The sequence below is a fragment of the Acidiferrobacterales bacterium genome, assembly GCA_028820695.1.
GTDB lineage: Bacteria > Pseudomonadota > Gammaproteobacteria > Arenicellales > JAJDZL01 > JAJDZL01.
The window spans coordinates 1-15,115 of sequence record JAPPIB010000015.1; the positions used below are offsets into that span (position 1 = coordinate 1).

The window sequence follows — 15,115 nt, forward strand, 5'->3', positions numbered from 1 at the left end:
AACTTTTGTAAAGTATTCATCGGAACTTTTGTAAAGTTTGTCGTCGGAAGTGACAACCCCATCTAAGGTGAAATCTCTGCTTCAAAGGGATGTGTGCCTGCAACCTCGTCAATAAAAAAACCGATATGTATTCCTATTGCTTCTGAAAATTCTACAAGAAAGCCAAACGCCTTTGCCGTGTAAGGCCAAGTAGCAAAGGCTATCAAGTAAAGAATAAAATATGAGAAATTATCAATCGAATTGTTGAATAATCGCTTCTTGATGACTTCATAGTGAAAATAATTTATTGCTTTGTGTGCACGAACAAAAATACTAGTGAATAACAATACCAATAGAAATTTCCCTGTCATTCCAATAATTTCACTATCTGTCGCCGTACCAATTGCAATAAGGATTTGGCAAATAATTATTCCTTCAATGGTTTGAATCGAATATTCAGTTAATTTGACCGTTAAAGTACCTACACGGCTTAAACTTGGTTTAATATGAGTAAAGTAAACCATTCAAAAACCCCATTCAATGCACTTGATTTAACCGAACCGTTGCCTGGAGAAAAATTTTCGACAACGGTTCGAATTCATTTCACTGGTGGGCTCGGAAGGATTCGAACCTTCGACCATTGGAATATGAGAAACAGAGTGGAGCCCGAAGAGAGGGTGGTCTTGCGCTCCGATGTCAGTCGGATTTACAGGTACGGCTAGCTCGCTGGAACTCACGACTGAGAGTGTCAAATCGCTTCGACTGGCCCGCAGTCGGATACGCTGACCTGGCCGAACTTACTCAGTCGGAGTGAAGAGTCGGGACTCCATATTGGCGTAGAATGCCGCCAAGTCTTCAATATCCTTGTCACTCAGACTGGTCGAAAACCCGATCATTACTGGATTATTCCGGGCACCCGACCTATAACTCTTTATTGCCTGAATCAGATAATCTTCATATTGTCCTGAGATGATGGGGGTTCCCACACCTTGCACGGAATCTCCTTTTCCATGACACGTCAGACACAGTGCGGCTTTCTCTTCGCCGGCCTTGGGGTCTCCTGCCCAGACGGAAGCGGGAACCATAGCAATCGCCAACGTTGCGATTATGGCAATAAGCTGGAAACTTTTGATGGCCTGTCTCATTGCATTCACTCTTTTACCAGTTGCGAGAAATAGGTGGCGATGTCATCGATATCACTGTCGGTCATCTGAACAATTTGCGCATGCATTGTTTCGTGTTTTCGGTCTCCATCACGATAAGCTTTCAGGGCGACGGTCAGGTAGTCGGCTTTTTGCCCACCAAGTTTCGGCACCGTATAGCCCGGATAGGCATTTCGGTATCCAGGCGAAGAATGGCAGCCTGTGCAGGTAAAGGACTTTTCCCGACCGGCTGTGGCATCACCATCGGCTTGCACTGTCACGGCAGCCGCAAGACAGGCTAAACCCAACACAATCCGTATAGACAATCTCATCACAAGTTGAACTCCCAAACAATTAGCTCACAACAAATCTAACTCAATTTGCGAAAGTGGGAATTATAGCGATAAACTCAATTTGACATCGCGCAATACAACCGCCCAAGTCGGCAAATAAATTTTCAACAGCGGCATCAGAAGGTCGAACACCACGATTCGAGAATTTCAAGCCCTGCCGATTAGTCGCTTGCAAGGGTACAGTCTTTGACCGAAACTTCAGTAGAGAATGAACCGGAAGCGATATCTGCCCGTGCCGCACGTCACTTCACCACAAAATACCCGACTGCCCGTATCAATCGACCGAAAGTGGTGCAACAATACTCAAGCATATACGCTCCGGATGGGTAAAATCCGGCCCGGCGAAATGCCACAATCTAATACCAGGCGTTTGCGTCACATTGATAAAATACTTGTAGCCATTTCGGGTGATGATATGCTCGCAGAGGACACTGAATGGGATATCAACTGGATATATTCCGGTCAGGTACCACGATCGTTAGCCATTTGGGCTTCTTCCGGTCGGTACACAGCATCTGGTTCGACTTTTATGCAAAGCTGCCTGAACGCGCTAACACCCGTAATTTGATCATGTTTGGGATAATTCCCGATTCAATCTATTTGCTAAGAGTTCGAATTGAGTGAGTCAAACGAAAATCTTTCGAATCCGAATCCGAGAGAACAGTCAGTGCAAATTCTATCTTCTTCGCCCGAAACCGAGAATTTGAGCGACTTGGAATTCCGCCCCATCGAATTCACTGGCACTGCGCGCGAATACTGGGGGATTTTCATTACCAACTTGCTTTTGTCGATTGCCACTTTGGGAATCTACAGCGCCTGGGCCAAAGTGAGACGTAAGAGGTATTTCCTGAACAGCACTCTGATCGATGGAACTTCACTAAATTATCACGCAACCGGGATGCAGTTGTTCAAGGGACGACTGGCCGCATTTGTCTTGCTTGTATCCTTATCGGTGCTCTCCCAATACATGCTGGCAGCGAGTTTTGTGATTACGGTGTTGATTGTCCTGGCTGTGCCTTGGGTGCTGAACCGTTCCATGAGGTTCAATGCAAGGGTTACATCATGGCGGAATGTCCGCTTCAACTGGAGTGGGACGTACTGGCGAACTTTTGCGGTGACGTGGCCTTCGATTCTCCTGGCGATAGTCAGTCTTGGACTGATGATTCCACATATATCAAGATGGATTTACCAATACTATGCTCGACGATATTCTTTTGGAGAGACTGAATTTGAGGAAAGCATGGATTTAAGACCTTTTGTCATGGCGGTTTTGTCTGTTTTGGTGTATGTGTTTGTACCGGGAATTGCAGGGATCGCAATAATCTATTTTCTTGCAGGTTTCCCTGCGGTAAATATCGACGTCCTCTCGTTATCTTTGGCGGTTCTTACTCCGACCATACTGGTTTCAGCTTATATCTGGTATCGAACGATGTGTCGCAACATTGTGCTGCGCTCATTGGAACTGGGTGATGCGGTCAAATTTCATTCCACCCTGAAACCCTCCAGGATGGTATGGATCCAGCTGACAAACTTTCTCGTAAGCGTGTTATCGCTCGGTCTGATGATTCCGTGGGCCCAAATTCGAATTTACAGTTACCTTTGCGACAATACAGTTTATGCATTTGCACGAGATGCAGACGAGTTCATTGATCAGGAACAGGACAGGATGAATTCGTTCGGCGAGGAGTTCGCAGAACTTGAAGGCTTGGACTTTTCCCTTTAGTCGACTATGAGAATCGAAGGCGAATACTTTGAGCCTCGATCCTCCAGGCGTCATCCCGCAATCGTGTCTATACCAGACGGTGGTATTCACATCGAGTTTGAGAACGGAGACCATAGGGATGATATGGCCATCGATACCATCCAGGGAAGTCATGATGTCAACTTCGTAGGCGGCGGTTACTTTCGATCGAACGAGAAACTTCCGACTGAGTTTGTTCAGCGTTTCCAGACTTCTTTGGAGAGAAAGATATCCTGGCTCGAGAAGTTCAGTTTATCTCGTTTGGCAGTACTGATCTTGTTGCTGATTTCCGCAGTAGTTGCATATCGGCTGGCTCTCAACTCGCTCGAGTCGATTGCAGTCCGAGTCTTTCCTGTCGAATGGGAGCAGAAAGTCGGTCAAAGGACATACGAGGACATAAGGTTCCTGGCGTTTACTGATAGTCGATTGTCAACTGAATATCAAACACGGATTCGTGAAAATACACGTCAGTTGGCGAACGCTGCCGCACTCGGTAACCTGCCTGAACTTTACTTTCATCGATCCGAGTTAATTGGCCCCAACGCACTGGCTTTTCCAGGTGGTCCGATTGTAGTCACAGACGAACTGGTTGAGTTGCTGTCGGACTCCGAAGAGGTAATGGCTGTTATCGCGCATGAACTGGCTCACATCAAACAGCGACACTCACTTCAGTCCATAGTTGACGTGATCGGAGCCTCGTTTTTGGCCATTTTGCTTTTTGGTGCTGATGAAGGAGTCATTGAGGAGATGGCTACCATTGCGGCGAGCGTGCTTACGTTGGAAAGCAGACGAAATCACGAGCAGGAAGCGGACATCCTGGCAGTCCAATACCTGTCGGCCGCTGGACGGGATCCAAGCAAACTGATCGATGTGTTCAGGAAGATGTCAGCCTATTTCTGTGCCGGGTCAAGCGGAGGTTCGGACACAGGATGTGACCCGGACCGCCTCAGTTGGCTTTCTACCCATCCTTCAGATGCAGATCGAATTGCCTATCTCCAGGAGGCAATCCAGAATCAATAGCCAACGGATGCGGTCACTGGTGTGGATTTCAGTTGAGTGCAATCGTCGTCAGATACAATATTTGAACTGCTCGGCAACAGTGATCTTGATTCAGTCCAAGTCAAATTCAATGAGACTGGAATGACCGTAGCCTGTCAAGATCAATGGATCTGGCAGTACTGATTTCGTCCCATCAGATTTCTTACTCCCATTCACCTCGAGAAAATGACACAGACAGGCGGTAATTTGATATCTCGGGCTGTCGATCGTCCGATCGCCGTTATTGCTTTTGTACTGATGGTGATTCTCTTTGGCATCGTCGCCTTGCAGACTATCCCGATCCAGCTCGCGCCGGATGTCAACAGGCCGGTCATAACCGTCACAACCTATTGGCCGGGCGCTGCGCCGGCCGAAGTCGAGAGGGAAATTCTCAACCCCCAGGAAACAGAACTGGCCGGGCTTGAGAATCTCAGTAGCATAACAGGGAACGCCCAGTCAGGCCGCGCACGAATCACCATGGAGTTCGAAGTCACAGCAGACATGGACAAGGCGTTGCTGTTGGTGTCCAATCGGCTCGACCGAGTTACATCATATCCCGATGAGGCTGCGTCTCCGCAGTTGAGTACCGCTGGTAGCGAGGACAATGCCATTGCCTGGTTCACCGTTGTCCGCGAACCGGGTAATGACCGCCCGATTCACGAATACGGCCAATTTGTCGAGGACTTCATAAAAGAGCGAATCGAGCGTATACCCGGTGTGGGCGAAGTCTCCGTATTCGGTGGCAGTGATCCGGAATTTCAGATTACGGTTCAGCCGGAGAGGCTCGCCAGATTGAAACTCACCGTCGGAGAACTTCTGAGCTCTCTTCGCAGTGCCAATGTTTCGCTCTCGGTCGGAGATATTGACGAGGGGAAACGTCGATACATTGTTCGTTCCGATGGTGAACTGAAAACGATAGAGTCGATTCGCAGTCTGGTCATTCGTTCCAACGCGAGTAACCCGATTGAGCCATCAGGGCGAATTCAGCTGGGTGACATTGCCGACGTCAGTTTGGCTTACAAGGACCCGACGGCGGTCATTCGGGTATTGGGTGAGCCGGCGATTCCCTTCAATGCGACCCGAGAGGTCGGGGCGAACGTGATCGAAACAATGGAATACATCCGGCAGGCGATTGACGAGTTGGATCAAACGGTGATGCCAGGCAGTGGATTGGCTCTGCGTCAGGTTTATGATGAGACTGTTTATATCAATTCGTCCATAAGTCTGGTTCAGCAGAATATCTGGGTTGGAGGGTTCCTCGCTGCGCTTGTAATGCTGCTGTTTCTCAGATCTGTGCGCGCGACACTAGCCGTTTCGATTGCGATACCTGTCTCGATTATCGGTGCATTTGTTGCGATGGCTGCATTAGGGCGCTCCATAAACGTCGTTTCTCTGGCTGGACTGGCATTCGCGGTCGGAATGGTGGTTGACGCGGCGATCGTGATTCTCGAAAACATCTATCGGTTGCGTGAAGAGGGGAAGTCTTCTAAAGAGGCCGCTGTCGAGGGAGCTAGGCAGGTTTGGGGCGCGGTACTGGTTTCAGCAGTTACAACGGTGATGGTATTCATTCCGGTTTTGGTTTCACAACTGGAAATAGGGCAACTGTTCAGAGACATTGCTGTTGCCATATCTGTCGCCGTCATTCTGTCTCTGATGGTGTCCGTAACGGTCATTCCGGCGACGGCCAACAAACTGCTCAAATTCCCGAATGTCCAGTCTGGCACGATCTCGCGTCGCAGGATTCCCGGCCTGGACTTACTTGCCGGTTCGGTAGTCAGGTTGATACTATGGTCTACCTCGAGGCTCATCCGGCGCCGCTCAATAGCATTTGCATGGGTTTCGGCAGTGACTTTGGGCGCTTTCCTGTTTGTTGTGAATTTTCTCCCCAATCTGGAATACTTGCCGGAAGGAAACAACAATCTGATATTTGGCCTGATTGTACCGCCCCCCGGTTACAACCTGAAGACCATGACTGAGATTGCTGGGAATATCGAAGACGCCATTCGTCCGCACTGGGTAACGGATTCCGATGAAGAGTCACAAGCTGACGCACCGCCAAAAATAGAACGATTCTTCTTTGTCTCGACCCGGTCAAACATGTTCGTAGGTGCGATTTCCAATGACCCTGAACGGGTATCGGAATTGATTCCAATCATGCAGATTCCGGTTTTCAAGGAGCCCGGTACCTTTGGATTTATGAGCCAGCCTTCAGTTTTTGGACGCGGCATCGGAGGGGGAAGAAAAATTGATCTGGATATATCGGGTGCGACACTGGAAGAGATTCTGATTACGGCAGGTAAGGCGGCTGGTCGAATTCTTTCCGTCATGCCTCGGTCCGAGGGGCACCAGTTCCGGCCGAATCCAGGATTGGAACTCGGGGTGCCAGAGGTTCGAATTGTTCCAGATCGTCTTCGGCTGGCCGATAACGGCCTGTCAGCCCTGGAACTCAGTCTTGCGATCGATGCGTTCAATGATGGCTTGAGGGTGGACGAGACCATGTACGGCGGAAACGTCATGGATATCACCTTGCGAGGAATGACCGATTCGCTGGAAAAAACGCAAAATATTGAAAATATTCCGGTCGTCACCCCTCAAGGCAGGATCATTCCGGTCAGTTCGCTGGCCGATGTTGACATCACCGCGGGACCCACCGCAATCAGGCATCGCGAACGGTTGCGCACAATCACACTTGAAATACGTCCTGCACCGAATTTGACGATGGAAGAAGCAATACAGCGAATTAGCTCCCAGGTTATTGAACCCATGAAAGAAGAAGGGGTGCCGCAAAGCGTTCGATTCAGAATTTCGGGAACTGCAGATTCACTGAATACGACGTGGAATGCGATGGTCTGGCAATTGGTGATTGCGCTGATTATTGTCTATCTGGTGATGGCGATCCTTTTCGAGAGCTTTATCTATCCGCTGATCATCCTGCTTGCAGTGCCGGTCGCGGCCGCTGGCGGTGTAGCGGGTCTTGCCGTGCTGAATCTTTTCGTCCATCAGCCGCTCGACATGCTGACACTGCTGGGGTTCGTCATCCTGATCGGAATTGTGGTGAACAACGCGATTCTGCTAGTCCACCAAACCATCTACTTTCTGAGATACTACGACATGGATCCTTCCAGTGTGATCATGACGGCGACACAGTACCGAATTCGACCGATATTCATGTCCACATTGACCAGCATATTCGGCATGCTGCCCCTGGTGTTATTTCCGGGCGCAGGATCAGAGCTTTATCGCGGGCTGGGTTCTGTCGTTGTCGGGGGTTTGTCGCTGTCAGCGATTCTGACCCTATTCATGGTTCCACCGCTTGCGGCAATCTTGGTTGTTCCGCTGGAGACTCGTCGCAAGGCGAAAAAGAATCGATTAGGCGTGTTTGCAGGGCAGGAATCTGACATTGCCACCAATAGATAAAACCTTCTTCGACTGGCAAATCGGAAATTTTTGGCAACGCCAATTCGCTTCAAGGAGTGACAAGCTAAAGATGCGATCGCGGTGTTCGGCTAAGACTCGTCATCTGGTCTTGATTCTGACTGCGGCGTCGGTACCGATTCTTCAGTACTGCTTTGCTCCACGACAAGTGGCTCCCAAAGGTTGTTGATCAAATCCCAGTTCTTCCAGATAGCAAACGAGACGACTATTGCTGAGGCGACGATCGCCAATCGAAGAAAAATGGCAGCCCACCGGATATTGGACAGTTTGGCGGTCAATGGGGTTGGTAGGGTTGTATTAGAGCGGTCGATTTGAATTTCGCTGATTCCCAGTTTTGGGTCATTCGCGATCAACTCATCCGGGTCCAAGTCGACAAGTTTCGCATACGATCTCACATAACCGGTCGCGTACGCTGCACCGTACAGTTGGTCATAATCTTGGTTCTCGACTGCGGTGATGATGCCTTCGGTCAGTTTCAGGGCTTCAGCAATGTTCTGTACGCTCAACCCCTTTTGTTCCCTCGCAGCAGCCAATTGTTCACCGGTGTCAGCAGCAGCGACGATGAGCGGTTCCGACGGTTCCGGAATTATGGTGTCGAACGATATGCGCTGATCCTGATCCTTTTCCATGAATGAAGGTGGTATTCCTATCCCGATTTATGGATTCAGCTGGTCAGCCCGGCGTATGATTATCTCGATGTTCAGCCGACAACGTAGGCACCGGTCCCGACTGCAATCAGCACATCTTCGTCATTGTGCAGTTCCATACGAGTAACGGCAACTTTGTTGCCTGTTCTAAGCACAAATCCACTGGCGATGAACTTCGAACCGAATCCTGGGCGAAGATAGTCGACGCGAATGTCGATCGTTCCCATTTTCGAAAACTGCTCGATTTTCTCATCAGTGGTTTGAATATCGCGTCGATTGACGACATCCACAAATGCAACGATTCCACCGATCACATCAAGCAGGCATGAAATTACACCACCATGCAGGTTGCCGCGGACAAAGTTACCGACAAATCTGTCCTGCATCTCCACGGATAGCTTCGGCTCTTGCATGCCGAGGTTGATTACCTTGATGCCTAGCGATTTGTGAAATGGAACGGATTCTTCGAAAATCTCCTGCAGGGCATTCCAGGACGATTGGATCGCATCGTTTCTCTTCATTTGCGAATTCTTGGCGGGATTCTTTGCAGGGCGATCAATCGGTGCGAAAAATGAGACATCAATATTGCTTCAGGCGATATTTTATGCTCGAAAAATTATAACACCCGGAACTCTCTCGAATTTTCAATCTATGCTCCCGAATCGGCAAGGTGGCAACTTGTGCATTCAAAAAACGTCGGCAATCTTGAACTCGAAATCAATGCGGAACTGCATTTGCGGAAAGAAGAAATAATGCCATGCGTCTATCCTATATACTTAACTGCTGCAAATGTGGGGCGGTAGCTCAGTTGGGAGAGCGTAGCGTTCGCAATGCTAAGGCCGGGAGTTCGATCCTCCTCCGCTCCACCAATTGGATTCGCAGTCAAAAATCGCAATGGCAACAGGTCAGCAACTATTCGATAGTATTGAGAACGGTCTGAAGTTTGAGCGGAAAATCGAAGTCGGTGAAGATCGTGTGATCACGTTCATGGGGGACGATCTTCGGGTCTACGAGACGCCATCAATGATCGCAGACATGGAGTATGCCTGCCGCGACCTGCTGCATGAACATCTGCCGTCGCAATGGGATTCTGTCGGAGTTGTGGTTGATATCGAGCATCTGGCTGCGACGCCCATCCACCAATCGGTGACTGTGAAGGTAGAAATCATTGAGATCACGGGACGCAAGGTTCGTTTTAAGTGCGAGGTCTGCGATGCACTTGAAATTGTAGGCAGAGGCTATCACGAGCGTTTCATTGTCAATGTCGAGAAACACCGTCTGCGAATTGCCGAAAAGCGCACCCGTATGCAGTAGCACACCAGTCGTTTCTGCATTGGACGGCTTTGTCAGTTTACGATAGTAACTTTCTGACCGGGAGTCAGCCGCTCGTTCCCGCGTACGACTGCAACCTCACCTTGACTCAACCCTGAAGTTACCTCGAATCGGTTTGCGGAGGCGCGGCCGATGCTGATTGGACGAGGCGTCACCGAATCGTTTTCTACGATGTAGACTACGTGCTGTCCTTGCTGAGTGACAATTGCGTCCTTGTGAATGGTCAGCACCTGATCCTCACGGGATATCGGAACAAACATGACTACGTTCTGATTGACCGCCAGCAGGTCGTCAAACTGACTTTGGTCAAACGTGAACTGGACCGCCCTGGTTCGCGTACTGACATGCTCCTCAGGAATAAAGGCACGCAAAGTCGCCTCGAATCTGGTGCCATTATCGAATTCCGCCATCAAGACGTCACCGACTTTGAGAGAATCAATATATCGATACGGAATGTAAGCCTCAATTTCCAAATCGTGGTCGCCAACAATCCTGACAATCTGCTGACCGACCCGGACATATTGGCCAAGATCTATGTTTCGCTCGACGACGACACCCGAATAAGGCGCTTGAATTTCAGTGAGTGAGAGATTGTAGTTGGAAATCTCCAGTTCTCTTTGGATCTGACCGGTCGCCGCCTTGGCCTCCCCGAGTGCATGTTCCGCAATCTTGAGCTTGAGAACCGAATCTTCATATTGGGCTTCAGTGGTCGCGGCCGAGTGTCGCAACTGGCGGAATCGGTGCTCCTGCTGTCGGGCGAGCTCTAGTTCGGCAAGCTTTCTGCGGGATGCCCATGTGGACATCTCAATTCGCGCTTCCACGCCCGCTTTCTGCAACTCCAGCAACGACGCATCCAATGTGGCGATCAGGTCGCCCTCACTGACACGATCACCGACATCGACCGCTATGGACAGTACCGGTGCGTTGATCGCTACATGAACCGGGCCAGACTGCCTGGAGACCAGTTCGCCAAATACGGAAACTGTCTCACTTATGGATTCGGATTTGACCTGGTCAACCGATACGGGTGTTGCCGCACTCTGGGAATTCGACAAGCCAGGTGCGAGAATGAATGCAATTGAGACTAGAGCTAAACTTGCTTTACGCATGTGGGGATTTTTATACATATCATCGATCTGAAAGACTTGAACTTCTGTCAATATGCATTGACTTGCGATGTGTGAACAAATATACCTTTATTCATTATCGAAAATGTATTTTTGTAATTGTTCGGATGTCGTTAGCCGGAAACGTCATTGGCTGTAACCATCCACGATCAACAATTTGGAAGTCGTAGTTTGTTCCCGGAGTTTCTTGGCGGGTGCATATTCATCTGACGCCCACCATTTCCTCGCCTGTTCGACACTGTCGAATTCAATGATAACCAGCCTTTTGGGATTCCATTCACCCTCAACAGTCTCAAAGTCGCCGCCGCGGACAAGATATCGACCTCCATAGCTTTCCAATGTCGGCGGCACCATTGCTGCGTAAACAGCAAATCCCTCCGGGTCGTGAATATCGACCTGCACAACAACGTATCCTGCCATGTTTATATTCTCCGAGTCAGTTAGATTGCACCCACGTTTTGAATTTCGTGTGGTTGCTACAGCATTTTTCTGCAACCAGCATCGTGCTGCAAGCACCATGACAGGTTGTGTGTATATTATGCCCTGAATGACAGTCGCCGACGACTGTCACGTCCAACTGCTACAGGTCTGTCCGATCGCACAAAGAAGTCCCATGCTTGACGCTGTTACTATCGAGCCCAAGAATCCTCCGATACTGTCGGTCATCTGGCTCCACGGACTGGGTGCGGATGGACATGATTTTGAACCGATCGTCCCGCATCTGAACATTCCGCAATCCTGTCCCGTGCGTTTCATTTTTCCGCATGCTCCGATCCAGTCAGTGACCATCAATTTGGGTATGAAAATGCGGGCCTGGTATGACATTCTGAATCCGATTGTCGGGGCAGGGCTGGAGGATGAAAAGGGGATCAGACATTCAGGCGAACAGGTGCAGGCTATGATCGGGCAGGAACTTTCAAAGGGAATGGACGCGAATCAGGTGGTCCTTGCCGGATTTTCTCAAGGTGGTGCGATTGCGCTGTTCACTGCGATACGGTATCCTGCAAGACTGTCAGGTGTCTTGGCAATATCCACTTATCTTCCGCTGGCTGATGCTGTTGAGTCCGAGCGACATGCGGCCAATTCAGATGTCCCAATCCTATCGCTGCATGGTGACTTCGACCCGGTTATTTCACCGACGATCGCGGAACAGTCCAGAGACAAGCTCAAGCAATTGGGCTACAACGTCGAAACCAGGAATTATCCGATTCCACATTCTGTGTCTGCAGATGAGATTGCCGACATCGGAAATTGGCTCGTACAACGCTGTACGGAACTGTAATCGTCGCTCGCGGTCGGTACAGGAACGACCTTCGAGTCCAAAGCCACTGAACCCGATGGGAATTAGACGGGATCGTCCGCCAGTTGAACCCGCAAGCGTCTGACTTGCATTTTGGGTCCGCTGAGATGTGGATTGACTTCGAGTGCCTTCTCAAATGCTTCGATAGCGCTCTTGGGATAATTCAGTGAGAGAAATATCAGACCCAGGCCGGCCATTGCGCCGAAGTGCCGAGGTTCGAGCAAAATTGTCTGACGTACATCCTCAGCGGATTTTTCGTATTGGCGAAGAAAGTAACGGATAGTTGCACGCTTGTTCCAGCCTTCAGCGAAATCAGGTGCTTTTTCGATGACCCCATCAAATATTTTCTCCGCTTGCCGAAGTCGACCCGTCGCCATCGCCTGAATTCCCTCCGACATCAGATCGGCGACTTCCTGATCGGTAGGGTATTCGCGCCAGATCGCCCAGATTTGATCGGTGATTGCATCCCCGGCTGCCTGATCCGGCGCAACCAGCAACTGCTCGAACAGGTCGTTCAGTCTCGGATCGGTCTGGTCCGCATGTACGGGAACGGACAAACAGCCGATCATCAAAATGGTCAGCTGAAGCCAAGTGGATTTGAGACAGGTTGAAACTCTGTTTAACATCAATTGTCGCTCGCTCGACCAGTGGTGTCGCCGAACATGAATACCTGCTCGAACACCATAATGAGTGATATGGATTTTAGCGGATTTCGAAGGTGCATGTATCCAAATGAGCGTTCCGAAGCACCAGCCAAAGACTGCCATAGGAACAAAAAATGTTGATATCAACACTTCTCAAAAAGTGATGGACTGTGGTGGGACTTCGAAAGTGGTGGGGAATTTACGACGCGCTGATTCTATGTGTAACTATAATTTACGGTTAAATTCAGTTGACTCAATATCTATGGAAACAAGTGGAAAACCTGTAATTGAGTGTCGTGGTCTATGGAAAATCTTCGGTGATCGCACCAAGAAGGTTATCGAGGCAGTCATTGAACACGGCCTTTCGAAAGATGAGATTCGTGATCAGTACAATGCCGTAGTGGGGGTGCAGGATGCGAGCTTCTCAGTCGGAGAAGGTGAGATTTTCTGCATTATGGGCCTGTCGGGATCCGGCAAATCAACATTGATTCGGCACGTCAACCGGTTGATCGAGCCGACATACGGAGAGGTGTTGATTGAGGGGCAGGACATCAACTCCCTGAATGAGACTGATCTGAGGGCCCTTCGGTCAACCAAGATCGGCATGGTCTTTCAAAATATGGCGCTGATGCCTCACCGGACGGTGCGTGACAATGTAGCGTTCGCGCAGGAAGTTCGCGGAGTGGGTAAGCAGGAGCGCTACGAAACCGCACAGGAGGCGATCGCGACGGTCGAGTTAAGCGGGTGGGAAGATCGCTACCCGGACGAATTGTCAGGCGGTATGCAGCAAAGGGTAGGTCTGGCACGGGCCATTGCAGCGAACCCACACATATTGCTGATGGATGAGCCGTTTTCGGCACTTGACCCACTGATCCGTCGGCAGTTACAGGATCAGTTCATGGAACTGGCAGGGAAGATGAGCAAGACAACACTGTTCATCACGCACGACCTGGATGAGGCAATACGAATTGGTGATCGAATTGCCATTATGAAAGACGGTGCACTGGTTCAGGTCGGCACCCCCGAGGAAATAGTCACAAATCCTGTTGATGATTACGTGAAGGACTTTGTCGCCGGCATATCGAAACTCGAGCTGGTCACAGCCAGCAAGGTGATGCAGCCCATGGAGGAATATGCATCTGTCACTGGCAAAGTCGAGCTCGGTGAGTGTCCAGTGGCAAGACCCGATGATAATCTTGACACACTCGTCAACTTGTCGGTGGATACGAACCACCCGATTATTATTCGTTCAGACAATCAGGTCGTCGGAGTTGTAACGAAGCGGGCATTGTTGCGCGGCATACAGGGTCGGTTGTATGAGACTGAAGTTGATTCCACATCGGTATCGGGAGACTGAGAAATGGCTGAGGAAAAAGGATTTGAGGTGCTGAACCCCTTTCTCAGCATTGATCTGGGCATCGCCGATTGGGCTGATGGTATCAAGACTTGGGCTTCTGCCAACAGGGACATGTTCCAGCCGATCAAATGGTTTGTGAACGATCTGATTATCACCATTGAAGCCATCATGCATGCTATTCCGCCGATCGTTATGCTGGGCATCATTTTCCTGGTTGCCTGGCAGGCTGCCGGGGCCCGTATGGCCATATTCGTGTCTGTGTGCCTGATATTGCTCGGAGTCAGCGACCCCAATGCATGGAGTCTGGCTATGACAACATTGGCGATTGTTGCGACATCTGTGGCACTGTGCGTGATCTTCGGTCTGCCTTTGGGATTGTTGGCGGGCAAGAGTAATCGTTTCGAAGTGGCTATCCGCCCCGTTCTGGATACCATGCAGACGATTCCGGCATTTGTCTATCTCGTTCCTGTTGTCATGCTGATCGGAATCGGGAATGTTTCAGGTGTGATCGTTACGATCGTATTTGCGTTACCCCCGATCATTCGCTTGACATCCCTCGGAATCAGGCAGGTCAACGCAAGCGTGGTAGAAGCAGCCCGTGCATTTGGCGCTTCGCCAAGGCAGATTCTATTCAAGATTGAACTGCCTCTGGCAACGCCATCAATCATGGCGGGATTGAACCAGACAATCATGATGGCGCTGTCTGTCGTGGTTATCGCTTCATTGATTGCAGTCAAGGGACTCGGAAATGAAGTGTTGCGCGCGATGGGACGTCTGGACGCCGGGAAGGCAATTGTCGGCGGATTCGGTATTGTGATACTCGCCATCGTGCTCGACCGTATTACACAAGGACTCGGACGATCAGGACGCGAGCGGGGGCATCGACACTGGTGGGATGGCGGTCCGGTTGGCTGCGTGATGAGAGCCATCAGGAAATTTCAATCGAAAGACATCCCATCTGAATAAAACCCTGAAATCGCGTTAGAGCATTATTTTCGCATCAACAGCCCGATTCTGGCG

General features: G+C 50.0%; 15 protein-coding genes and 1 tRNA gene. 8 read left to right on the forward strand and 8 right to left on the reverse strand.

The annotated features are described in order from the left end of the window. Positions 1-62 precede the first annotated feature (62 nt). The 3 genes from OXI60_02105 to OXI60_02115 form a co-directional block, all read right to left on the reverse strand. Positions 63-503: a hypothetical protein gene (locus OXI60_02105; protein MDE0308612.1), complete on the reverse strand. Its 441-nt coding sequence runs from the start codon at positions 501-503 to the stop codon at positions 63-65. Between the two features lie 273 nt (positions 504-776). Next, positions 777-1,124 carry a c-type cytochrome gene (locus OXI60_02110; GenBank protein MDE0308613.1) on the reverse strand — a complete coding sequence of 116 codons (348 nt, stop codon included), beginning with the start codon at positions 1,122-1,124 and terminating at the stop codon, positions 777-779. 5 nt (positions 1,125-1,129) lie between these two features. Beyond that, positions 1,130-1,453: a c-type cytochrome gene (locus OXI60_02115; protein MDE0308614.1), complete on the reverse strand. Its 324-nt coding sequence runs from the start codon at positions 1,451-1,453 to the stop codon at positions 1,130-1,132. A 688-nt stretch (positions 1,454-2,141) separates the two neighbouring features. On the opposite strand from OXI60_02115, the gene OXI60_02120 reads away from it, so the two are divergent. From OXI60_02120 to OXI60_02130, 3 genes are all read left to right on the forward strand, one after another. Further along, on the forward strand, positions 2,142-3,197 hold the full coding sequence (locus tag OXI60_02120; protein ID MDE0308615.1) for a YjgN family protein: 1,056 nt from the start codon (positions 2,142-2,144) through the stop codon (positions 3,195-3,197). Between the two features lie 63 nt (positions 3,198-3,260). Continuing rightward, on the forward strand, positions 3,261-4,235 hold the full coding sequence (locus OXI60_02125; GenBank protein ID MDE0308616.1) for a M48 family metallopeptidase: 975 nt from the start codon (positions 3,261-3,263) through the stop codon (positions 4,233-4,235). Positions 4,236-4,439: 204 nt separating this feature from the next. Further along, positions 4,440-7,670: an efflux RND transporter permease subunit gene (locus OXI60_02130; GenBank protein ID MDE0308617.1), complete on the forward strand. Its 3,231-nt coding sequence runs from the start codon at positions 4,440-4,442 to the stop codon at positions 7,668-7,670. 89 nt (positions 7,671-7,759) lie between these two features. Here OXI60_02130 and OXI60_02135 read toward each other — a convergent pair whose 3' ends face one another. Together OXI60_02135 and OXI60_02140 are read right to left on the reverse strand one after the other, a co-directional pair. After that, entirely contained in the window at positions 7,760-8,317 is a 558-nt protein-coding gene (locus tag OXI60_02135) for a helix-turn-helix domain-containing protein (protein MDE0308618.1), read from the reverse strand. 71 nt (positions 8,318-8,388) lie between these two features. Next, entirely contained in the window at positions 8,389-8,856 is a 468-nt protein-coding gene (locus OXI60_02140) for a thioesterase family protein (GenBank protein MDE0308619.1), read from the reverse strand. 272 nt (positions 8,857-9,128) lie between these two features. Between OXI60_02140 and OXI60_02145 the strand changes: the two genes are divergently transcribed. Together OXI60_02145 and OXI60_02150 are read left to right on the forward strand one after the other, a co-directional pair. Then, positions 9,129-9,204: transfer RNA gene (locus OXI60_02145), tRNA-Ala, on the forward strand. Between the two features lie 25 nt (positions 9,205-9,229). Then, positions 9,230-9,649 carry a thioesterase family protein gene (locus OXI60_02150; GenBank protein MDE0308620.1) on the forward strand — a complete coding sequence of 140 codons (420 nt, stop codon included), beginning with the start codon at positions 9,230-9,232 and terminating at the stop codon, positions 9,647-9,649. 32 nt (positions 9,650-9,681) lie between these two features. On the opposite strand, the gene OXI60_02155 is transcribed toward OXI60_02150, so the two are convergent. Together OXI60_02155 and OXI60_02160 are read right to left on the reverse strand one after the other, a co-directional pair. Further along, positions 9,682-10,794, reverse strand: coding sequence for an efflux RND transporter periplasmic adaptor subunit (locus OXI60_02155; GenBank protein MDE0308621.1), 1,113 nt, complete (start codon positions 10,792-10,794; stop codon positions 9,682-9,684). A 126-nt stretch (positions 10,795-10,920) separates the two neighbouring features. After that, positions 10,921-11,214: a DUF1330 domain-containing protein gene (locus tag OXI60_02160; protein MDE0308622.1), complete on the reverse strand. Its 294-nt coding sequence runs from the start codon at positions 11,212-11,214 to the stop codon at positions 10,921-10,923. 193 nt (positions 11,215-11,407) lie between these two features. Here OXI60_02160 and OXI60_02165 point away from each other — a divergent pair, with 193 nt between their 5' ends. After that, positions 11,408-12,076: a dienelactone hydrolase family protein gene (locus OXI60_02165; protein MDE0308623.1), complete on the forward strand. Its 669-nt coding sequence runs from the start codon at positions 11,408-11,410 to the stop codon at positions 12,074-12,076. A 62-nt stretch (positions 12,077-12,138) separates the two neighbouring features. Here the strand turns inward: OXI60_02165 and OXI60_02170 are convergent, their stop codons facing one another. Further along, positions 12,139-12,720, reverse strand: a complete 582-nt coding sequence (locus OXI60_02170; GenBank protein ID MDE0308624.1) for a tetratricopeptide repeat protein — start codon at positions 12,718-12,720, stop codon at positions 12,139-12,141. 280 nt (positions 12,721-13,000) lie between these two features. On the opposite strand from OXI60_02170, the gene OXI60_02175 reads away from it, so the two are divergent. Further along, positions 13,001-14,095: a glycine betaine/L-proline ABC transporter ATP-binding protein gene (locus tag OXI60_02175; protein MDE0308625.1), complete on the forward strand. Its 1,095-nt coding sequence runs from the start codon at positions 13,001-13,003 to the stop codon at positions 14,093-14,095. Positions 14,096-14,098: 3 nt separating this feature from the next. Continuing rightward, positions 14,099-15,061, forward strand: coding sequence for an ABC transporter permease subunit (locus tag OXI60_02180; GenBank protein MDE0308626.1), 963 nt, complete (start codon positions 14,099-14,101; stop codon positions 15,059-15,061). Positions 15,062-15,115 lie beyond the last annotated feature (54 nt).